This is a genomic window from Glutamicibacter sp. AGC84, assembly GCF_053543575.1.
The window spans coordinates 290,577-311,834 of record NZ_JBLVOC010000027.1; the positions used below are offsets into that span (position 1 = coordinate 290,577).

Sequence of the window (21,258 nt, forward strand, 5' to 3'; positions counted from 1 at the left end):
GAAATTACTTACGGATTGCCTCGGTTTGCATCCGTTCGATGAAACTCAATGGATTGCTCAGCACTTCATTAACCATGATGCTGGCGGCAAAAATGGACAGGGATAGCTCATGATCGCTGGAATAGACTACCCTCCGGGCGGCCAGTGGGCCTTGCAATGACCGGCTGGCCACGACCGACTGCACCTCAGGCAGGGTTTCGGGACGCTCAGCTGGCGTGCCCGCAATCACCAGAAGCCCGGGGTCGAGCAGGTCGAATACCGTAGCGGCGGCGTGCGCCACAAAACCGTTTCGTTCGGCGACCAGAGAGCGAATCTGCTCATCCCCGGCATCATAAAGTCGGTCGATATCCCCGTAGTCCTTGACGTCCATCCTCCCCGCCGCGTGGGCGCGACGCACCGTCGCTTCATCCGTGGCCATCACCTGCAGGCACCCCCGGCGTCCACATTCGCAGGGGTATCCCGCGTCACTGACTTGCAGATGAGCAATGTTCCCGGCATGCTGCGACCATCCAGCACGGATCTGTCCACTGCTGACTAGCACTGCCCCGAGATCAGAGGTAATCACCATGAGCAGGAAATCTGGTTCCTTTGCTCCATGTCCATAGAAGAGCTCGGATTGCGCTGCAGCTCTGGCGTTGTTATCCAAGATCAGTGGCTGAGGCAGATCTGCCAACATGCTGACCGCCGGAACCTCACTCCATCCAGCGCCCTGGTTCTCGACGATCCGGCCGTTGATCCGGTCGACAATTCCACCGGTTGCAACTCCCGTCCCGAGGATTTGACGTCCCTTGGCATGTTCGGCGATGAGCAGATTCGCTTGTTCGATGATCCGCGCGAATGAGGCTTCAGCATCTAGTCCCGAGTGCGGAACTAGGACCGATGCCTTGGAGATTCCGTCCAATCCAGTCAACACCACGCCGGTAACCCGCGGGCCTAGGTGGATGCCCATGACCAGGTTCGATTCGTTGTCTACACGTAGCGGAACGCGGGGCCGCCCCTGCCCCGCGGCAACGGCTTCGGCCTCTGTTATCAACTGGTGATCCAGCAAACTGGCAGCAATGCTCGTGACCGAGGCGGCGCTAATGCCGATTGCGTCGGCAATTTCCTTGCGTGAACGGCCGGGAGAAGCGAAGGTTTCGCGCAGTACCGACGCGAAATTCCGAGCACGGGCCGGATCAGTCCTGCGGCTCATGGCAAGGACACCTTTCTTCCGGAATATTCCTTTTGTCCAGGAATGGTTTCATCATTCTTTCATTTGTACCGCAGTCTTGCGGATCTGCCGACTTGGAAGGTTCATTCTTCTAGCAGCAACTTCAAAGTATCTCGACCGATTTGGCCTAAGGGATCTACCGCGCCCAGTGGTGCGGTGAGCATGGCATAGCGCAGCGCCCAACCCCGAGCACGCATCCAGCATGGTGTCCCGAGACCTACGGGATACCTTTGGAAGGCTTGCTCCCGCTGTTTCTCGGTAAAGTGCATCCACAGCATCCCCAAATCCGAAGCAGGATCCCCGGCACAGAGGTCCCCGAAATCCACCAAGGCAGATAGTTTCGCTTTGCCCGCATCACTGGTCACAATCGTATTGTGTGGATGTGGGTCGCCGTGGAGTCAACGTGGAGGCCCTCCATAGGAATCGGCTTCCAGGGCCTTTTCCCAGATCCGTTGCGCAACGCGCCGGTACGTCACAGGAAGCTGAGATATCTGCTCTCTGGTACGTTGATTCACCACTTGCAATTCGCAGCCTCTGAATTCACTGCGTGGCGCATCGTCTGGAGCCGGCCCGTGCACCGCTAATAGGTAATCAACAAAGGCCGGCGCGTACGCATCACGTTGCATCCGTCCCAGCGTCGCCGCACTGATGCCAGGCACGTAACGGCAAATCGAAAACGTAAATGGGTAGTCCGCTGTCGGCTCGCCGATGAATACCGGTGCCCCCGTGTCCAGCCCGCTGTCGGATGACAGGCGCGGCAACCATTTGCGTTCCTTACGTCCGATCTTCTCGGCCAGCGCACGTCGGGGCAATCGCACCAGCAGATCCTCGCCCAAGCGATAAACTTCATTGTCCCAACCAGTGGCAAGATAAGTCAGGGATTTACCAGCCCACTGTCTTGTCTGCGTGGAGATCAATTCATGCACCAACCCCCAGTCGATAAACACTTCAGCAGCAGGCATCGCCGAATTTGGCCCTTGTTGGAAGCTCATTGCTCCATGTTAAAACAATTCAGCCAAAATGACTGTTCGGGTTCTGATACCGGGGATCATCCAGGACTGGCTTTGGGAGGGTTGCCAGCGATTTCGTACTGCAAGTCCATCTGCACATTTTCTTCATTGCCGATGCGTGGTGGGATAACACTAGGCGCCATCGTACTTTACGCTATCTTGCTATTTCCGGTCTGAGACGGCTTTCAGGAAAGGTTCGAAGGCCTAGATTTCAGGCTCAGTCGACGATCCATGATTGAGGCATCTGGGCAGAATCTGACGCACGTGGCCAATAGAAAGCTCGGCGCAGCGTTGCTTTGCTTTGGGCAACCGCTTTTGCTCCGGTTGCTGACTGCACGGTCGTTCTAGGCTTTCCAGGCTACGATCCCGCCAGCCAAAGGAACCAGAAGCAATGCGGGAACCACTGCCAAACGAGCAACAATACTGTCGCCAAGAGAATCATCGCCAGTGCGGCCAGCCGCAGCCAAGCACTCATGATTCATCTACTGCCTAGAACACGCCCGGTGATGTTGAATGTCTTGTTCGAGGGAGTCTATGCTCAATGCATCTCAGTCAGTAGCTACCGGCGCTAGCGCATCAAATTGATGGCCTGGGGCAGGCTAGAATCATTCCATGCGCAGCCACTCGCCAAGCGAACAGGTCCTCGTCCAGTTGCTCCTGGAGAAGTTCGATCAGATCATCGAAATTATCGCCACGCTACCTGAAGAACTGTCTAACGTCCGCCCGGGGATTCCCGGCGGCAACTCACCCACCCAACTCTTGATGCACTGCTGCGGGATGATGCGTCGATGGTCTTCAACAGTGAATCTAGGGGTAGCGATCCCCCGCGATCGAGCAGCGGAATTCACCGCAAATCTCCCAACTGTGCAAGCTCTAGCCCATGCGTCCGTAGTACGTGCAGAGTTCACCGCCGACCTTGCGCAAACCCAGATGCAAGCCAGTCCAGCTTCCCTGCCAGTTGGCCGTGAGGACGAATTCTTCGCACAAACATGTCAAGGGGTTCTGCTACATGTGCTGGAGGAACTCTGCCAGCATCTAGGACACCTCGAGATAACCAGGGATATGCTGGCCGCCGGTTGGCGCTGACCCTTGGGCTGTTCGTCTCCATGTCCTGGCCCCGCACACTAGGACTTTGAGCTTCAAATTCACCAATTGAATGATTCCACTGAATATAGTCCTTCGCCGCACCACCAGGGGGTTCATATCACGCAAATCAGCGATAGCGATGACAGCGAAAACAACATGTTGCGAAGATGGTAGATCTAATTAGAAAGCAGCCAGTTCTTACTTGATTTGGATTCTTGACATCCACAGGAGGGCTTCTTAAATCGCATGTTGCGTTTGGCGTGGGCGGAAAGGCCAAGATGAATCAGTACCACCAGATGAAGGCGTGAGCAAATAACCAAATGGGGATTCGGTTCCTCTATCTCGCGTTGGTATTTCTCGGTTTGCGCCGTGACGCCCGCTATGTGGCGGGGCTTCCGGCACGCAATTGAACGCAGCTACCCCCCCCAGATGCGACGATGGGCTGGCTGCTCCTGGTATTACTACAGGACCCTGTTCATGCCCGCGAGCGGTTATCCGTGCTGAGTTGTTTGCGGAAAGAACATCGAACCCCGAATTCAATTGCAAAGAATTGGGGTTCGATGTTCAAGTACTGGAGTCCGTGGACTAGAGTCCCAGCTTCTCCATCACGATTTCGCGCACGCGGCCGGCGTCAGCCTGTCCGCGGGTGGCCTTCATGACAGGGCCCATCAGCGCGCCGATGGCCTGCATCTTGCCGCCCTTGATCTTCTCGACCACATCAGGCATGGCAGCCATGGCATCATCCACGGCCTTGCCCAATGCATCATCGTCATTCACCACAGCCAAGCTGCGCTTCTCGACGATTTCGCTTGGGGTGCCTTCGCCGGCGATGGCGAATTCCAGCACCTGGCGGGCGATCTTGTCGTTGATCTTCTTCGCCTCGATCAGCGAGTTCAGCTCAACGATGGTCGCAGCGCTCACGCCCAGATCGGCGATGTCCTTGTCCGCGGCCTTGGCCAGGCGGGCGATCTCGCCCATCCACCACTTGCGTGCGACAGCGGCGCTGGCGCCAGCGGCAATGGTCTGCTCGATCTCGTCGAGCACACCGGCGTTGACCACGTCGCGGAATTCCTTGTCCGCGTAGCCCCACTCGGCCTTCAGGCGCTTGCGGCGCTCGGCTGGCGGTTCCGGCAGGCGGCCGCGCAGCTCTTCTACCCATTCGGCGGTGGTGACGATAGGCACCAGGTCCGGCTCCGGGAAGTAGCGGTAGTCATCGGCATCCGACTTCGGGCGGCCCGAGGTGGTCGAACGGGTGTCCTCATGCCAGTGGCGGGTTTCCTGGACGATCTTCGCCCCGGAATCCAGCACCGCCGCGTGCCGCTCGATCTCGAAGTGCACGGCGTGCTCCACCGCGCGCAAGGAGTTCACGTTCTTGGTTTCGGTACGGGTGCCGAACTTCTGGGCGCCCTTGGGCATCAGCGAGACGTTGGCATCGCAACGCACGTTGCCGCGTTCCATCTTGGCATCCGAAACGCCCAGGTTCTTCACGATTTCGCGCACGGCGGCCACGTAGGCTTTGGCCAGCTCGGGAGCGCGCTTGCCGGCACCCGTAATTGGCTTGGTCACGATCTCCACCAGCGGAACACCAGCACGGTTGTAGTCAACCAGCGAGTAGTCCGCACCCTGGATGCGTCCGGCAGCGCCACCCATGTGGGTCAGCTTGCCGGCATCTTCTTCCATGTGGGCGCGTTCGATCTCGACGCGGAAGACTTCGCCGTCTTCCAGCTCGATGTCCAGGTAGCCGTCGAAGGCAATTGGATCATCGTACTGGGAGGTCTGGAAGTTCTTCGGGGTATCCGGGTAGAAGTAGTTCTTGCGGGCGAAGCCGCACTTCTGCGCGATCTGGCAGTTCAGTGCCAGGCCGATCAGGATGGAGTACTCCACGGCGGTCTTGTTGACCACCGGCAGCACGCCGGGCAGGCCCAGGTCTACCGGGGTGACGTTGGTGTTCGGGGCATCGCCGAAAGCGTTCGGCGCGTCGGAGAACATCTTGGTCTTGGTGTTCAGCTCGACGTGGACCTCGAAGCCCAGGACCGGGTCGTAGCGATCCAGTGCCGTATCGAAGTCGACCAGATCATCGGTGTAGTTGCTCATGGTGCCTAGGCCTCCTGCGCGATCGAAGCGGTGTCAATGGCTGGTGCCTGCGAGATCAGCGAGTGGCCCCACTGCTTCTCGAGCAGGGTTTCCAGTGCTGCGCCGGCACGGTACAAGCGGGCATCCTCGTAGGCCGGGGCCAGGAACTGGATGCCTACCGGCAGGTTCTCGGACAGGCCGCCCGGGACGGTGATGCCCGGAACGCCGGCGAGGTTGGCCGGGATGGTGGCCACGTCGTTGAGGTACATGGCCAGCGGGTCGTTGTCGTTCGCGCCCAGCTCGAAGGCGACAGTCGGCGCGGTGGGGGAAACCAGCACGTCGGCCTGCTCGAAAGCGGCGTCGAAGTCGCGCTGGATCAGCGTGCGGACCTTCTGCGCCGATCCGTAGTAGGCGTCGTAGTAGCCGGCGGACAGGGCGTAGGTGCCCAGGATGATGCGGCGCTTGACCTCGTCGCCGAAGCCGGCGGCACGGGTGGAGCCCATGACGCGCTCGATGGTCATCGGCCCCTCTTCCGGAAGCACGCGGTGGCCGTAGCGCACACCATCGAACTTGGCCAGGTTGGAGGAAACTTCCGACGGCATGATCAGGTAGTAGGCGCCCAGCGCGTACTTGAAGTTCGGGCAGGAAACCTCGACGATTTCTGCACCGGCGGCCTTGAGCAGTTCCAGCGACTCGTTGAAGCGTGCCTGGACACCCTCCTGGTAGCCTTCGCCGGTCAGTTCCTTGATGACGCCAATGCGCAGGCCCTTGATGTCCCCGGTGGCGCCGGATTCAGCGGCGGCAACCAGGCCTTCGAGCGGGTTGGGCAGCGAGGTGGAATCCTTGGGATCGTGCCCGCCGATCAGTTCCTGCAGGTAGGCCGAGTCCAGCACGGTACGGGAGACCGGGCCGATCTGGTCCAGCGAGGAGGCCATGGCGATCGCGCCGTAGCGCGAGACAGCACCGTAGGTCGGCTTCACGCCGACGGTACCGGTGACGGCGCCTGGCTGGCGGATGGAGCCGCCGGTGTCGGTGCCCAGTGCCAGCGGAGCTTCGAAGGAGGCCACGGCTGCGGCCGAGCCGCCGCCGGACCCGCCCGGAATGCGGTTCAGGTTCCACGGGTTGCGGGTCACGCCGTAGGCGGAGTGCTCGGTGGAGGAACCCATGGCGAATTCATCCAAATTGGTCTTGCCCAGCATCGGCAGCTTGGCAGCGCGGATCTTCTCGATCACGGTCGCGTCGTAGGGGCTCATCCAGCCTTCGAGCATCTTCGATGCCGCGGTGGTCGGCTGGCCCTTGGTGACGATCAGGTCCTTGATCGCGATGGGCACGCCGGCCAGCGGGTGCAGGGCTTCGGCCTGCGCGCCGCCGGCGGCACGGATGGCGTCAACTTCGGCTGCGACGGCGAGCGCTTCTTCGGCGTTCACGTGCAGGAAGGCATTCAGTGCGCCGTCAACCTCGGCGATGCGGTCCAGGTGGGCCTGGACTGCTTGAACGGAGGTGGCTTCGCCGGCGCGCAGCTTGGCGGCCAGCTCGGTGGCGGAAAGCTTAATCAGTTCATTCACTTGGATTATTCACCATCCAGAATAGCCGGGACCTTGAAGCGGTCCGAGTCCGAATCAGGCGCGTTGAGCAGCACTTCTTCAATGCTCAGCGTCTGCCCCACCGTATCTTCGCGCAACACGTTGGTCAGCGGGATCGGGTGGCTGGTGGCTGGGACGTCGGAGGCGGCGACTTCGCTGACGGACGCGATGGCACCGACGATAGCGTCGAGTTCACCGGTCATTTTGTCCAGCTCTGCGTCGCTCATCTCGATGTGGGCAAGGTGTGCCAGATGCACAACGTCCTCACGGCTGATGGCAGACATGTATCTCCCTAGAATGGCGGTTGGGTTTCATAGACAAGTCTATCCCTTACGCGCCTGCCCCAATGCCTATATGCGGGGCATTAGTTATGCTGTGCGCAATACCAAACCGCTCAGGTCCTGGCCGAGGGCGTTCTCCCAGATCCCGATAACACCGGCTTCGGCGGGATCGCCGGCTACCGGTTTGCGGATGATCACCGCGTCTTTGCCCCGACTCTCGCCGCGGACCAGGATCCGCGGATCCGCGGTAAAGGACTCGGACCGGTGCTGCGGCGTGGCATTTCCGGCCAGCAGTTCACGTGCCTGGGCGATGAAAATGGGGTCGCCGGCGGCGTCATAGACAAAGCGGGTGCCCAGAATCGCGTGCTCGCTCGTTCCCAGTAGGTAGCGTTCCGCACCGTCAACCGGGGCATCCCGATAGGTCAGCGGAACGTGGTAAATCACGTCAGAGGTATCGCTGTGGTCAGCGTAGAAGCTCAACTCGATACCAACTTCACCCTGCGGGTCTTCCAGACGGAATCCGCCAACACTTTCAAGTTTCGGCGCGCCCTGGCCGGTGTAGAACTCCTGCTTGGCCAGCCAGGCTGCCACCAACTCGGTCTTGGTTGGAGACATGGTGGTGTTGTAGACGATTCCCATGAGCTTAGTCTGTCAATTGCTGGTATTAGGCACAAGTGTTAGCGCAACGGTTCTTTGGCCAGCCGATAGCTCCTACGATGGTTTCATGCACACACATGAGCCATGGGATGAAGTTCAGCAGGCGCAGCAGTACGGGCAGAACCTGCTGCGGGATGCCGCCATTGAACTGCGCGAGTCCGAGCACGAGGACTTCTCGGTCATGGCCGGGTGGTGGAACGATCCGGCCTGGGCGGTGCTCCAGCAACGAACCATCAAACCGCGTCCCGGGACTCCGCTCGTGGAAATGTTCGCACAGTGGAGCGAGAACAAGCCCTCTTCCGGCGATGCCGGCTTCAGCATCTTCGAGCGCGGCAGCGGAACCTTCATCGGGCACATCACGCTGCATGGCGGCCAGTTGCCCCATCGCGCCGCTGAAATGGCGGTGATGATCGGCCCGGACTTCGTCGGCCAGGGTTTCGGCACCCGTGCCACCGCGTTGATGTCCGGCTATGGTTTCCGCGAGTTGGGACTGCACCGGATTAGCCTGTGCGTTGCCGCCTTCAACCAGCGGGCCATCCGGGCTTATGAGAAAGCCGGGTATACCCAGGAGGGGCGCCAACGCGAGGTGTACTTCCACAATGGCGTATTCCACGACCAGGTGCAGCTGAGCCTGCTCGCCGGCGAATACTTCGCCCAGCGGGGCTGAGCAGCACCCCGCGGTACTATTTGGCCGCTTCCTCCAGCATGGACTTCACCAGCGGTCCCGCCGTCTGGGCTCCGCCGTCTCCATCCTCGACGAACGCGGCAACCGCCAGATCGCCTTGGGCGGCGATGGCCCAGGCATGAGCGTTCTTTTCGCCGTCGTATTCGGCGGTGCCGCTCTTGCCGATGATCTTTCCGCTGCCTACTGCCTTCAGGTCCTCCAGGGTTCCGTGGTCCACGACCTCGGCCATCATGGTGGACAGCTGCCCTGCTTCCTCTTCGCTCAGCGTGGAAGCCGGCTTGGCAGGTGCCTGGGGTTCTGGCGCCAGGATCAGCTTGGGCTGCACTGTGGACTTCGCCTGGATCGATGCCATCACGGTGGCCATGCCCAGTGGCGATGCTTCCACCACGCCCTGGCCAATCATGTTCGCGGCCTGGGTGGTGCCTTCAGAATCTTCGGGCACCGAACCGAACACTGCGCCGGCACCGGTTCCGTCCTCTGCCAGCAAGCCGAGAGCAGCCGCGGCTTCAGCCAGGTTCTTGCCGCCAATTTCCGTTCCCTGATTCACAAAGACCGTGTTGCAGGACTGCGCGATTGCTTCGGATAGCGGGATGGTGCCTACGGCGGCAGCAGGATAGCCGTCATAGTTCTTGAAGCTCTTGCCATCCACCACCGTGGTTGCCGGGCACTTGACCTCGGTGCCCGGTGTCGCTCCGTCACGCAGCATCGCCAAGGCGCTCACGACCTTGAAGGAAGAACCCGGTGCATAGGAAGCTTGCAAGGAGGTGTTCAGCCCGGAAGAAACCGGGCCCGAGGAGGCCGCGAGGACGCTGCCGTCAGAGGGCCGAATGACCACGATGGCAGAGTTCGATTCGGCTTCGGCCAACAGTTCATCCGCGGTTTCCTGCAGTCCGGTGTCCAAAGTGGTCTTCAGGTCCTTGCCTGCTACCGGGGCTGTGGTGATCAGTTCCGCTACCGCTTCATCTTCAGCGTTGTACTGCGATACCGAGACTCCTGCAGTTCCCGCGAGGGTGTCATTGTAGGCGGCTTGCAATCCTGATTGGCCTACCTGGTCACCGGCCTTGACCTTGCCTTCAGACTTCTCGATATTCTCGGCGGTGGCCTTGCCAACGCTGCCTAGCAGCGGGCGGGCGAAGGAGCGAGTGGGTGCCAAGGGCAGCTCGTCGTTGTGGAAGCCGGCACCCGGAATGCCCTTGATTTCCTCGTCGGTGACTTCCCGCGTTGCGTCGTCGCGCAAGACAATTGCTTCCACCCAGGCTTTGTCGCCAGCGGCCATCACTCGTTGCGCATAGGCCTGTTCATCGATGTCCACGAGCTTGGCCAGTTTCTTCGCCGAGCTTTCCCAGTTTTCTTTTCCGGTGTGGGTCTTATCCATGCCAACACGAATCACCGGCCGATTGGAGACAATGCTTTCGCCTTCTGCATCGGTGATGCTGCCTCGTGCTGCAGGGTCGAAGGCCGCTTTGAGGTAGTCGCCGGTTTCGAACTCAGGGGCAAGAATTGACGGGTCAAAGCGCAGTTTCCAGGAATCGGATTCCTTGTCGAATTCCCACACAGCTTGGGTGTCGTAGCTCAGATCCTTGTCCGACTTGTCGATATCCCATACCGTGGTGATGCTCGCGGTAGCAGTCTTGACCCCATCTTGCTCTTCTTCGTCTTCGGCCACCGAACGAACGGTGCTCGTGTGCTTGATTTCGCCCATGGTGCCAAAGGCAGTTTCCTGGGCTTTCGCTGCATCTTCTGGGCTGGTCCCAGCGAATTGCACTGAGCCGAAATCGCCGCTATTCATGGCGGATACCAGTGCATCGGCCGAAGGTGCCGGGTCTGGCGCGCCAGCACTGCAGGCGCTTAGTGCGGCCATGGCCAGGGACGCAATGGACAGGGCGGCAACACTTCGGCGAATAGCACTCATGGCGCCATTCTATTCACGCGCTCGGACAGACCACAACGTGTGTCCGCCGAAGTCATGGGCGGTTCACCTGGATTCAGGCTGAATCCTTCTTGGCTGCAGGCTATAGGCGTAGACAACCAATTCGATATCGGTGTTCGGCACAAACCAGTCGCGTTCGGGATAGTGGACGAATCCGAGGGATTCATACAGTCCCCGGGCAGAATCCCAGCTGCTGCCGGTAGTCAGGGAGACGGCATTGATTCCGGGAATGAGCCGGGCGCGCTCGATGGCGGCCTGCACCATGCTCCGGCCAACACCCCTGCGCTGCGCGGCCGGATCAACGCTGAGCATGCGGATTTCCAGCTCGTCCGCTCTGGCAATGTCCGCATAGTCGCTGCCCGCCCGGATCAAGGTCATGGAACCGATGATCTCTTCTTCCCGGCGCACCACGTAGATTTCGGTCTGGGCTGCACGCTCGGCCACCTTGCGCACGAAGTCCAGGTACTCGTTATCCGGGCTGTCGAAATGCCCAGCGGCAAAATAGGACTCTGCGGTCAGCTCCCCCACACGCTGGTAGTGCTCGGGAGCAGCCAGTTCAATCGACAAGTCGCCAATGCTGGTTGAAAAAGTTTGCGCGTCAGTCATGATGCTCCAAGTGTGCCACGAGCTCAGATGGTTTTCTGCACGTCACCGAACCCAAGGCAAATGATGCTCTGGCTGAAATTTTTGCGGAGCAATTCTTCTCTGATCTGCAGTGATTCGCGGTGGGAATTAGTGCCTTGCGAATAACTGGGAGAAAAACTTGCCCGCAAGTTTGTTAATGGAGTTAACTAACCCTGTGACTTCCCCACGCAAGGACTGGAATGTGCTGTCGCACGGCAGCGCTATTTTGCCGTCCCATGGGAGGGAGCACAACCTCTCTCTGGTTCTGCAAACACTTTCGGACCAAGGCGCTTCGAGCCGTGCCGATCTGGCACGCGCTACCGGCCTGACACGTGTCACCGTCTCGGAACTGGTCGCGGAATTGATCAACCGCTCGCACGTCATTGAGACCGGGCAGCAAGAGCAAAAACGCCCCGGCAAGCCCTCCACCCTCGTCGATTTGAATCGCCCGGGGCTCAGGATCATCGGCGTGGACTTATCCGGCGTTGTCCCGTTCCGGGCGGCCATCATGGATCTGGATGGCGCCATCCTCAAGAGTTTTTCTGCCCAGGCACGCGAAGCAACCGGTGAGGCCGCGACGGTCCAGCTCCTGGAGCTGCTCGACACCGCCCTAGCCGAATGCGACGCACCGGTTCTGGGCGTGGGCATTGGCTCGCCCGGCGTAGTGACCGATCGGGGAATTGTCGTCGCAGCCGAAAAGTTCGGTTGGCGCGACTACGACCTGCGATCTGCGGTCGGGCAGGCTACCGGCCTGGCCGCTCATGTCCTCAATGACGCCGACTGCGCCATCCTTTCCGAGCACACTTTCGGCCAAGGCAGCGACCACATGATCTTGCTGCGCCTGGGGCGCGGTGTGGGCTGCGGCGTCATCACCCACAACATCCTGGTGCGCGGTTCCGATTTCGCCGCCGGCGAGCTGGGCCATGTCCGCCAGCGTGCGCAGGACACTGCCTTATGCAGCTGCGGGCAAATCGGCTGCCTGGAAGCCTATGCTTCCGTTCCTGCAATCTGGAAGTCCCTGGCCGAGGGGGAACCAAAGGAACAGCTGGATCAGCGGATCGCCGCGTATCTTGCTGGCGCACTTGCCCCGCTTCTTTCGGTACTCGACATTCGCGATGTCATTTTCACCGGGACCCCGGAAGTCGTGGATCAGCCTCTCGCGCAAGCGCTACGCGAAGCACTGGCCCTGCGCTCGCATACTGCACGCGCCGAGAACTTCCGGCTTTCGCTGAGCGAAGATCCAGAGCATCTGGTGCTCCGAGGTTGCGCGGTCAACGTGCTATTCCATGAACTGGGGATCACCTAGCGGGGCCGCCCGGTTTCTCCACACCTGTATTCCACTAATCATCACTGCCAAGATCGGAGAGTGCCCACCATGCGAGTGCTCATTGGTTCATCCCCTGAAGAAGTTGCACGCATCGCTGCCGACAACGTGTTGGCCGGCCTGGCCCACCACAGCGCTGGAGCCCCCTCGAATTTGGGGCTTGCCACAGGTTCGTCCCCGTTGGGCCTGTACCGTGAACTTTCCCGTGCGGTCCAGGAAGGCCGTGCCGACTTCACCGATACCCAGGGTTTCGCCTTGGATGAGTACATCGGGATCCCGGACACCCACGAACAGTCCTACCGCCAGACGCTGATCAACGAGGTCTGCAATGTCATCGGCTTGCCTGCCCGCTGCCTGCATGTACCGCAGGGCATGGCCGCATCCGTGGAAGCCATCGAGACGGCGGCCCGGGCTTACGATGCCTCCATCGCCCAGGCCGGTGGCATCCACGTACAGATTCTGGGTATCGGATCCAATGGGCATCTGGGCTTCAACGAACCAGGCAGCGCGCTGCGAAGCCGCACCCGCATCAAGCGCCTCGCGGCCAATACCCGTGAAGACAACGCCCGGTTCTTCGACGGCATCGAGCACGTTCCCACCCACTGCGTCACCCAGGGACTAGGTACTATTCTTGACGCCGGCCGCTTGGTCCTGGTGGCTGTAGGCGCGGGCAAGGCCCAAGCCATTGCCGCTGCCGTAGAAGGGCCGCTGTCAGCTTCCTGCCCGGCATCCGTCCTGCAGCTGCACCAGGATGCAGTGGTAGTAGTTGATGAAGCGGCAGCCAAGGGGCTGAAACTGCGTGAATACTACGATGACGCGGCTGAGGAACTGACCGTCGTAGACCTCGTGGTCAGCTAAACCGCCCAGCCAATGGCATACTGAAGCCATGGCCGTCTACTTTGAATGCGTTACGCTTTGCGGTGCTTCACGTGCCGACCTCTTCGAGAAATCGCTCAGCATCGACGCGCACGCCGGTTCAATGGCCGATTCGCAGGAAAAGGCCGTGGCGGGGGTTACCAGCGGCGCTATCGGATTAGGCGAGCAGGTCACCTGGCGTGCCAAGCATTTCGGCATCCCCTTCCGGATGACCTCGAGGATTTCCGACCTGGATGCCCCGCACACGTTCACCGACCAGCAGGAGCGAGGGCCTTTCAAGTCCTTCCACCACGTCCATGAATTCTACGAGTCGGACCAGGGGACGTTGATGGTGGACAAGATCCGCTTCAGCGCTCCATTGGGTCCCTTGGGCTGGCTAGCCGAGCGGCTCGTGCTTGGCTGGTACCTGCCCAAGCTCATCCGGATCCGCAACGACTACCTGGTCAACGCGCAAGGCTAATCCTGCTCGCTAGCGGTCCTGTGGCTCGATGACCACAGCCCACTGGCGCACCGCGCAGGAGTCGGATTCCCCGCATTCTCCGGTCTGCGGCTGCGCCTGGACTATGACGGCCATCGGGCTGGGCAATTCACTGGCATCCACCGGAAGCACATGGCTGAACGAACCGTCGGCGTTAACCGGGATTTTCAGATCCGGGCCTTGATCCAATGTGGCTTCGCCCCACTCCAAGATGACGGAGTACACGGTTGCAGTGCGGATTGGAAGTTGGATCCGAGGGCTCATCGCCGTCGGCCTGCGAGGGGAATTATTGACGGCTCCACGTGTACAGTGGATTAGTCGCCACGACGGCAGTAAACCGCTACCCCTATCAAGGCCAATGACCCCGATGCAGCAGACCTCGACAGCCAGCTCACCTCTTGCGGTGCGAAAAATCGCCTTAGTGGTTTCGCACGTGCTCTCCCCCATTATTCTGGCCACCGTGTTGCTGTTGGCAACGCCATGGCGGGATTCCTCAGTGCGCTGGACCGAGTCGATTGTTGCCGCCTTGTTCACCACGATTATTCCGTGGCTGATCCTGGCCGGGGCGAAACTGCGCGGCAAAGTCACCGATATGCACGTGACCGTCCGGCGTCAGCGGCATGGGATCTATGCCTATACCGCAGGATTGATCCTGTGCAGCCTGCTCGTGCTGCGGGTCATGGATGCCGGTTCCGGGATCTTCCTCGAAGTGCTCAGCATCCTGCTTGGATTGGCGCTTGTTGCCGTGATTAATTTGTGGTGGAAGGTCTCGGTGCACCTGGCTGTGGGCACCTACGTTGTTTTGCAGGTGGCGGGACAGCAGGCCGAGCTGATGCCGCTAGTGGTGTTCTTCCTTGCGGTGCTTTCCTGGGCCCGGATCCGCAGCTACCAGCACACCGCCACACAGGTGTGCGGCGGTGTAGCTGTGGGCATCGCCATCCATTACGCGCATCAGTGGATAGCAGCTTTGCTTCCCTAGGCGCTAGGCTCCGCGAGCTTGGCTGGATCCACCAATCCGGCGTACTGCCAGCCCTGGTTGCTGCTGGGCCGGCCTACCTGGCATCCGGCTTCCTCCGCAATCAGCGCGCCTGCAGCCCAGTCATACTCCTGGGTGCCATATTCGGCGTAGGCGTCCAAAGACCCCTCGGCCACCAGGCACAGGTCCAGCGCGGCCGAGCCGAGTCGGCGCACATTGACGTAGTCCTGGAGCATCTGCCCGAGCACTTGGGCTTGGAACTGGCGGCGCTGGGAATCATAGCCGAAGCCAGTTGCCAGGATCCTGGTCTCGGATTCGGCCGGCCCGGTGAGCTGTGTGAGCTTCCCGGATCGCAGATCAAGCTTCCATGCACCCAATCCCTTTCCGGCGAAGTATTCCACCTGCAATGCAGGGGCGACGATGGCCGCGGCTACCCAGGTCTCGCTGCCATCCTCGTTGCGTTGGCAGACGCCCACCGAGGAGCAGTAATAGGCGATGTTGCGCACGAAGTTCGTGGTGCCATCCAGCGGATCAATGCTCCAGCGCAAGCCGCTCGGGTTCGCAGGCTTGGCACTTGGATATTCCTCGCCGGTCAGTTCGTCGTTGGGCCGGGAGGTCAGGATGGCCGCGCGAATTGCTTCCTCGGCGGCACGGTCGAAGTCGGTCACCCAGTCCCCGGCCGCCGATTTGTCGGTGAGGTTGAACTGCGATTCATCGCGGCGGTTGAGTACTTCGGCGCCGGCGGCGGCGGCCCGGCGGGCAACCATTACCAGCGGATCATGAGTCACTGCGCGGTCCATTTCTAGCCTTCCGTTAGTGCGGCGAGGGCTACCTCGCGCGCTGCGTCTGGGCCCTGTTCAAGCAGGACGCCGAATCCGGTTTCGTCCAGTACCGGAACACCCAGGGACTGGGCTTTGTCCAGCTTTGACCCTGCGGCTTCGCCGGCCACGAGGAAGTCCGTCTTCTTCGAAACGCTGCCGGTGGCCTTGCCGCCACGGACAATGATCGCTTCCTTGGCGGTATCGCGGGAATAGTGTTCCAAGGTACCGGTCACCACAATGGCCAAGCCTTCGAGGTTCTTGGTGATGTTCGCATCTTGCTCGTCTTCCATCTTCACCCCAGCGGCCTGCCAGGAGGAGACAATTTCACGGTGCCAATCCACCTTGAACCAGTCCACCAGCGCGTCGGCAATGATTGATCCGACGGAATCGATTTCGCTCAGTTCAGCCTCGGCGTTGCCCGAGTCAAGGACCTCGAGCAGGGCATCCATGGAGCCGTAGCGGGTGGCAATGGCCCGCGAAGCGTTCGGGCCAACGTGGCGGATGGACAGTGCCACCAGCACGCGCCACAGCGGGTTGCCCTTGGCCTTTTCCAACTCATCGAGCAGCTTCATGGTGCTCTTCGTTGGTTCTGACGGCTTCTTGGCGGTGGCCTTGGAGTAGAAGTACGGGACGAGCTCGAAAATGCCGGTGCCTTCCCCCTTGGAACGCTTTTCCCGCCATACCTTCACCTCGCCAAGCTCGTCGAGCATGTCCTTGAGGTTGAACAGTTCGGCTTCGTTTTTCAGCGGGCCGGGGCCAGCAGGCAGAATGATGCCGCCCTGGGTGGCAGGGTCCTCGCCCGGACCGCTGGTCAGGGCCGCCGCTGCTTCGTAGCCCAGTGCCTCGATATCAAGGGCGCTGCGTCCGCCGAGGTAGGCCACGCGTTCGGTGAGCTGGGCCGGGCAGGATTCAGCGTTGAGGCAACGAATGTCCACATCGCCTTCCTTGGCCGGCGCCAGTGGCTGCCCGCAGGATGGGCATTCGACAGGCATGACGAAATCACGCAGGTCATCGTTGCCGTCACGCAGTGGCAGCACCGGGCCAACAATTTCAGGGATGACGTCTCCCGCCTTGCGCAGGATAATGGTGTCGCCAATCTTGACGTTCTTCGCCTTGACGACTTCCTGGTTGTGCAGGGTCGCGCGGGCAACGGTGGAGCCAGCGACGAGGACCGGTTCCATCACGCCGAAAGGCGTCACGCGGCCGGTGCGCCCCACCTGGACCTGGATGTCCAGCAGCTTGGTGTGCACTTCTTCTGGCGGGTACTTGTAGGCGACAGCCCAGCGTGGAACACGCGAGGTGTAGCCCAGCTGTTCCTGGGTGGCCAGGTCATCGACCTTGATGACGATGCCATCGATGTCATGGATCAAGTCGTGGCGCTTCTCGCCGTGCTCGGCAATGTAGTCCTTGGCTTCCTGGCGGCTGCCGACAACGCGGCCGTAGGGCGAAACCGGAAGACCCCAGTTGCGCATCAGCTCGTAAGCCTGGGACTGTTCAGCAAGGTTGAAATCGCGGCTGCGGCCCAGTCCGTGCACGAACATGCGCAGCGGGCGCTTAGCAGTCTGTTCCGGGTCTTTCTGGCGCAAGGACCCGGCGGCCGCGTTGCGCGGGTTGGCCAGGGGCGCCTTGCCCTGGGCAATCAACGCTTCGTTGAACTTGTTGAAGTCATCGGTGGCAATGAAAACTTCGCCGCGGACTTCGAATTCTTCGGGCCAGCCGGTGCCGGACAACTCCTGCGGGATGTCGCCGATGGTCAGCGCATTGTGGGTAACGTCTTCACCGGTGGTGCCGTCGCCGCGGGTAGCTGCACGCACCAGCTTGCCCTGGCGGTAGGTCAGGTTCAGTGCCAGGCCATCGATTTTGACTTCGCACAGCCACTTGACCGGGGTTTGCGGGTGCAGGCGTTCGGCATTGACCTGGGCACGTTCGAGCCACGCTTCGAGTTCATCAAGTGAGAAAACGTCTTCCAGCGAGTACATGCGGCTTGCGTGGGTGACCGATGCGAAGGCGGCGGAAACTTCGCCGCCGACTTCCTGCGTGGGCGAATCCTGTCCAGCCAGGATGGGATAGGTTGCCTCGAGCAGCTGGAGCTCATGGAACAACGCATCGTATTGCGCGTCGGAGACCAGAGGAGCATCGTTTTGGTAGTACGCCTCGCGGTGGGCACGGATCTGCTCGACCAGCTGTTCATAGCGGGACTTGTCAGCTTCTGGCGGAACGTTGGAGGCCTCAACTGGTGTTACGTCTTTTTCACTCACGTATTCAATTGTGCCCCACCGGCGGACAGTTTAGCTGGCTTGGAGCCCTAGATCCCAGGTGCGTCAATTTGCGCGGACTCGGCTGCCAGCACATCAAGGACAATCACCGCGATGTTGTCCCGGCCGCCAGCTTCCAGTGCGGCCCCGGTGAGAATCCGGGCCGCTTCGGTGCGGTCCTTGTAGTTCACCAGCAAGGTCTGCAAGATGTCTTCGGTCAGTTCGCCCGAGAGCCCGTCGCTGCACAGCATGTAGCGGTCGCCGATGCGCGGCTGCAAGACGGTGAGATCCGGCTGGCTTTCGGCGCCGGCGCCAAGCGCACGGGTAATCAGATTCCGGTGCGGATGATTGCGGGCTTCCAACTCGGTGATCTGCCCGGCATCCACCATTTCCTGCACGGCCGAGTGGTCACGGGTCAGCTGCTGCAGGGCGCCATCACGCAGCCGGTATCCGCGCGAGTCCCCCACGTTGACCAGCAACAGGCTCGGGATTTCATCGGCGACCACCGGAATCGGCTCGGTAGCTGGAGCCAAACTGGCGCGGTGGTTCTCCAGCATTTGCGGAGTGATCTTGGAGATGACATCAGTGTTCTGGGTCATCGCGAAACTTGAAGTCCAGGGCGGCACCGCGGCCAGTGGAGCGGTCACATTGTCCCGACCTTTGCCCGGGGTCTTGATCTGCACCAATGCGCACAAGGTAGTGCCGCCACGTGATTCAAGCGCTTCGCGAATGCGGTCATCAGCCAGCTGCACCTGGCGCTGGACATCCGGCACGGATGGCAGTTTCCGAACCGACGTCTTATTGGCGAAGGTGCAGATTTCCTGCATGGTTTCCACCGCAAGCTGGCTGGCCACCTCGCCAGCTTCGTGACCGCCCATGCCGTCGGCTACCGCATACACGATGTCGTGAATCAGGATGCGGTCCTGGTTTTGCGTTCGTTTCCGGCCCACGTCCGTCAGCCCTGCCGCGGCGAGGATGAACGGTACCGGTGCTGGTTCTTTAGCCATTAGTCGATCACCAGTCCTGCTCCCTCGCCTGCGGAGAGCTCATAGGGTTGAATGTCTCCAAAGCCGCGCACCGCGGTGATTTCCTGGGCGGTGAGCACAAAGCGTGCGTCATTGCGCAGGGTGTTTGCGGTAATCGCGTCGGTCAGCACGGTGCCCGGTTCCGCCAGCGAGGTCAGCCGAGCCGCCATGTTCACCGTAGGACCATAGATATCGCCCAGGCGTGAGAGCAGCCGGCCCCAGACCACCGCGCCGCGGGTTTGCGGGAAGAGCTCGTCCTTGGCCAGCTCGCGCGACAGGGACAGCGCAATCTCGGCGCCGGCCTGCGGGGTTTCGGCCACGTAGAGCACTTCATCGCCAATGGTCTTGACCAGGCGGCCACCGCCCACGGAAATGACTTCGGCGCATTTGGCTTCGAAGCGCTGCACCAGCTGGGCCAGGGTGCGCTCGTTCATGCGGCGCGACAGCGAAGTGTAGGAGACCAGGTCGGCAAAGCCCACCGCACGGGCCAGCGGCAGCGGGGTGCCGCCATCTTCGTCGCCACGGTCTTGGTTGTAGGCAGCCACTCCGGTTTCCACCCGCAATGCCATGCGGTGCACGGCAGAGTTCAGCTGGCGGCGCCATGAGTAGAGCAGCAGGTCTTCAATCGCTGGAATGATTTCGGGCAGCAGGCCGAAAAGCTGGCGGCGCGCCTGGCGATCCGACATGTTCTGGTTGGCGATCATGTCCTCAACCAGGGCTTCGATCTGCCATACCACCATGCGGTCAGTCATCTGGCCAACCGAACGCATCAGGGAAATGGCGGTTTCTTCGGTCAGCTTGCCTTCGCGGACCATCCCCACCATGGTGCCCAGGGCTTCCTTGTCGGCCTGGGTGAAGAACACTTCATCATCGCTGAGTTCAGGGAAGCCGATGGCGCGCCAGAGCTTGCGCGCGGAGTGCAGGGAAACACCGGCCTCGGAAGCGACCTCGCGGCGACGGAATTCGCGTTGGCCGCCGATGAGCCGCCTTTCCAGTGAAGCGACGGTGTCGCGGACAGCGTCGGGGGTGTGGGCCGGAATGCGCAAGGGGCCTTCCATGGCCTGCGCAAGTTCGAAAATTGGATCCGACTCGGCCGGTGTGGCCACAGGGGGGTGCTGGCGGGCGCCGCGGACAGCCTCGGCGGCGGACTGCGGAGAGTCTGCTCGGGGTGTGTTGGTGTGCTCGGTGCTCATGCCCCCATGCCCTCACTGTTCGTCGTTTCGGTGTGCGCCGCATTCTGGTTGCTGCGCAGGTTCGCCATCGCCTCCATTGCCAGGGATCGGAAATACGGTACCGAGGGGACATGTGAGAGTCTCACGTATCCCTGGTTCAGCACGATATCCAAGGTTCCCGCACGCGTCATGGTGTTCTTCGCCTTGCTGTGCGCGACGAGGTCGCGAACTGTAAATAATCCTACAGATTGCAGCTTGCCATCGTTGTATGTGGGCCGGAACATGATCCGCTCGGTGGTCAAGACGATTTGGCTGCGTAGCCAGCGGGCCCAGGGAATCACGCTCCAGATCAGCACCAGTGCGGCCCAGAGAACCACCGAAACAACCATCCACACATTCGCATTGCCAGCTAGCCAGTCCGAGAGATCTTCCCGGGAGAGATAGCCCAACGAGAAGGTGCACAGGGCAGTCAATACGAGGAAGGCTCCCACGGGCTGGCGCAGCACTCGGGAATGTTCACGAGTTTTGATAATCACTCGTTCCCTTTCATGCAGCGGCAACTTCATCGTGTTGTTCCTCGCCCCTCCTGTTCTCGACTCCGTGCTTCGGTCATCATCTCCAATAATAGTCCCGGGCCAAGACCCAAGTCTGGTTAGGCATACTTTCCGTCGGCGCGCCGTACGTGGTGCACGTCCCCTGCCATCACGTGCTTTCGCTGCCCGGTTCCATATTCCAGAACCAGTGAGCCGTCTGCGCCCAACTCGACCGCGTTGCCAACCAGCGTGGATCCATCGGGGAATTCCACACGCACTTCATGTCCCAGTGTGGCCAGCTTGTCGCTGACGAGCTGGCGCAAAGATTTTCCATTATTTCCCGGCAGCGGCATCTGCGCAAAGCCGCCGACCCGGCGGAAACCCTGATCCAGTGCTGCGAATTGCTTCAGGTACTCAGCCAGCAGTTCGGTGCGGTCCAAGTTCTGGGCGCCAGCCAAACGCAGGGAGGTCGCGGTGGGCACCGGAAGCTCGTCCCGGTTCTGGTTCACGTTGATTCCGGTGCCAACCACTACCCCGTAGCCGTTGCCAGTTGGAACCATTTGCGCCAGTATGCCGCAGACTTTCTGCTCTCCGGCCAACAAATCGTTGGGCCATTTGATGCCCAAGGGAACGCCGCCGATATTCTCGGCGGCCCGGCT

The 21,258-nt window shown here is 60.9% G+C and carries 20 protein-coding genes and 1 pseudogene; 6 read left to right on the forward strand and 15 right to left on the reverse strand.

What is annotated here, in order from left to right:
- Positions 1-4: 4 nt before the first annotated feature.
- Positions 5-1,192: an ROK family protein gene (locus ACNPN0_RS17830; RefSeq protein ID WP_448937510.1), complete on the reverse strand. Its 1,188-nt coding sequence runs from the start codon at positions 1,190-1,192 to the stop codon at positions 5-7.
- Positions 1,193-1,293: 101 nt separating this feature from the next.
- Positions 1,294-2,202, reverse strand: a pseudogene (locus tag ACNPN0_RS17835) (aminoglycoside phosphotransferase family protein).
- Between the two features lie 630 nt (positions 2,203-2,832).
- On the opposite strand from ACNPN0_RS17835, the gene ACNPN0_RS17840 reads away from it, so the two are divergent.
- Positions 2,833-3,306: a mycothiol transferase gene (locus ACNPN0_RS17840; protein WP_400342640.1), complete on the forward strand. Its 474-nt coding sequence runs from the start codon at positions 2,833-2,835 to the stop codon at positions 3,304-3,306.
- A gap of 585 nt (positions 3,307-3,891) precedes the next feature.
- On the opposite strand, the gene gatB is transcribed toward ACNPN0_RS17840, so the two are convergent.
- From gatB to ACNPN0_RS17860, 4 genes are all read right to left on the reverse strand, one after another.
- Positions 3,892-5,400: an Asp-tRNA(Asn)/Glu-tRNA(Gln) amidotransferase subunit GatB gene (gatB, locus tag ACNPN0_RS17845; RefSeq protein WP_448937511.1), complete on the reverse strand. Its 1,509-nt coding sequence runs from the start codon at positions 5,398-5,400 to the stop codon at positions 3,892-3,894.
- Positions 5,401-5,405: 5 nt separating this feature from the next.
- The gene (gatA, locus tag ACNPN0_RS17850) at positions 5,406-6,944 is read right to left on the reverse strand and encodes an Asp-tRNA(Asn)/Glu-tRNA(Gln) amidotransferase subunit GatA (RefSeq protein ID WP_442904148.1); all 1,539 of its coding nucleotides are present in this window, start codon (positions 6,942-6,944) and stop codon (positions 5,406-5,408) included.
- A 5-nt stretch (positions 6,945-6,949) separates the two neighbouring features.
- Positions 6,950-7,246 (reverse strand): Asp-tRNA(Asn)/Glu-tRNA(Gln) amidotransferase subunit GatC, encoded by a 297-nt coding sequence (gene gatC, locus ACNPN0_RS17855; RefSeq protein WP_038989805.1) that lies wholly within the window; start codon positions 7,244-7,246, stop codon positions 6,950-6,952.
- A gap of 84 nt (positions 7,247-7,330) precedes the next feature.
- Complete coding sequence (locus ACNPN0_RS17860; protein ID WP_133833017.1) at positions 7,331-7,882, reverse strand: maltokinase N-terminal cap-like domain-containing protein; 552 nt, start codon at positions 7,880-7,882, stop codon at positions 7,331-7,333.
- 85 nt (positions 7,883-7,967) lie between these two features.
- On the opposite strand from ACNPN0_RS17860, the gene ACNPN0_RS17865 reads away from it, so the two are divergent.
- A complete protein-coding gene (locus ACNPN0_RS17865; protein ID WP_332727276.1) occupies positions 7,968-8,567 on the forward strand; it encodes a GNAT family N-acetyltransferase in 600 nt (199 codons plus the stop codon).
- A 16-nt stretch (positions 8,568-8,583) separates the two neighbouring features.
- On the opposite strand, the gene ACNPN0_RS17870 is transcribed toward ACNPN0_RS17865, so the two are convergent.
- Positions 8,584-10,497: a penicillin-binding transpeptidase domain-containing protein gene (locus ACNPN0_RS17870; protein ID WP_448937512.1), complete on the reverse strand. Its 1,914-nt coding sequence runs from the start codon at positions 10,495-10,497 to the stop codon at positions 8,584-8,586.
- A gap of 63 nt (positions 10,498-10,560) precedes the next feature.
- The gene (locus tag ACNPN0_RS17875; protein WP_448938959.1) at positions 10,561-11,121 is read right to left on the reverse strand and encodes a GNAT family N-acetyltransferase; all 561 of its coding nucleotides are present in this window, start codon (positions 11,119-11,121) and stop codon (positions 10,561-10,563) included.
- A gap of 193 nt (positions 11,122-11,314) precedes the next feature.
- On the opposite strand from ACNPN0_RS17875, the gene ACNPN0_RS17880 reads away from it, so the two are divergent.
- The 3 genes from ACNPN0_RS17880 (at position 11,315) to ACNPN0_RS17890 (ending at position 13,799) form a co-directional block, all read left to right on the forward strand.
- Positions 11,315-12,445, forward strand: coding sequence for an ROK family transcriptional regulator (locus ACNPN0_RS17880; protein WP_448937514.1), 1,131 nt, complete (start codon positions 11,315-11,317; stop codon positions 12,443-12,445).
- A gap of 69 nt (positions 12,446-12,514) precedes the next feature.
- Positions 12,515-13,321, forward strand: coding sequence for a glucosamine-6-phosphate deaminase (locus tag ACNPN0_RS17885; protein ID WP_332487858.1), 807 nt, complete (start codon positions 12,515-12,517; stop codon positions 13,319-13,321).
- Between the two features lie 28 nt (positions 13,322-13,349).
- Positions 13,350-13,799 (forward strand): SRPBCC family protein, encoded by a 450-nt coding sequence (locus ACNPN0_RS17890; protein ID WP_332503376.1) that lies wholly within the window; start codon positions 13,350-13,352, stop codon positions 13,797-13,799.
- A 9-nt stretch (positions 13,800-13,808) separates the two neighbouring features.
- Here ACNPN0_RS17890 and ACNPN0_RS17895 read toward each other — a convergent pair whose 3' ends face one another.
- Positions 13,809-14,081: a hypothetical protein gene (locus ACNPN0_RS17895; RefSeq protein ID WP_448937515.1), complete on the reverse strand. Its 273-nt coding sequence runs from the start codon at positions 14,079-14,081 to the stop codon at positions 13,809-13,811.
- A gap of 157 nt (positions 14,082-14,238) precedes the next feature.
- Between ACNPN0_RS17895 and ACNPN0_RS17900 the strand changes: the two genes are divergently transcribed.
- The gene (locus ACNPN0_RS17900; protein ID WP_448937516.1) at positions 14,239-14,796 is read left to right on the forward strand and encodes a hypothetical protein; all 558 of its coding nucleotides are present in this window, start codon (positions 14,239-14,241) and stop codon (positions 14,794-14,796) included.
- On the opposite strand, the gene ACNPN0_RS17905 is transcribed toward ACNPN0_RS17900, so the two are convergent.
- The 6 genes from ACNPN0_RS17905 to ACNPN0_RS17930 all read right to left on the reverse strand — a co-directional run.
- The gene (locus tag ACNPN0_RS17905; RefSeq protein WP_448937517.1) at positions 14,793-15,593 is read right to left on the reverse strand and encodes an inositol monophosphatase family protein; all 801 of its coding nucleotides are present in this window, start codon (positions 15,591-15,593) and stop codon (positions 14,793-14,795) included. The genes ACNPN0_RS17900 and ACNPN0_RS17905 overlap by 4 nt on opposite strands.
- Positions 15,594-15,595: 2 nt before the next feature.
- Entirely contained in the window at positions 15,596-17,872 is a 2,277-nt protein-coding gene (gene ligA, locus ACNPN0_RS17910) for an NAD-dependent DNA ligase LigA (protein WP_448937518.1), read from the reverse strand.
- Between the two features lie 47 nt (positions 17,873-17,919).
- Complete coding sequence (locus tag ACNPN0_RS17915; protein ID WP_448937519.1) at positions 17,920-18,876, reverse strand: PP2C family protein-serine/threonine phosphatase; 957 nt, start codon at positions 18,874-18,876, stop codon at positions 17,920-17,922.
- Complete coding sequence (locus tag ACNPN0_RS17920) at positions 18,876-20,087, reverse strand: adenylate/guanylate cyclase domain-containing protein (RefSeq protein WP_105657141.1); 1,212 nt, start codon at positions 20,085-20,087, stop codon at positions 18,876-18,878. Before ACNPN0_RS17920 ends, ACNPN0_RS17915 begins: the two co-directional genes overlap by 1 nt.
- Positions 20,084-20,632 (reverse strand): hypothetical protein, encoded by a 549-nt coding sequence (locus ACNPN0_RS17925; RefSeq protein ID WP_388024110.1) that lies wholly within the window; start codon positions 20,630-20,632, stop codon positions 20,084-20,086. Before ACNPN0_RS17925 ends, ACNPN0_RS17920 begins: the two co-directional genes overlap by 4 nt.
- A gap of 86 nt (positions 20,633-20,718) precedes the next feature.
- A partial coding sequence (locus ACNPN0_RS17930) for a biotin--[acetyl-CoA-carboxylase] ligase (RefSeq protein WP_448938960.1) occupies positions 20,719-21,258 on the reverse strand: 540 nt, incomplete at its 5' end.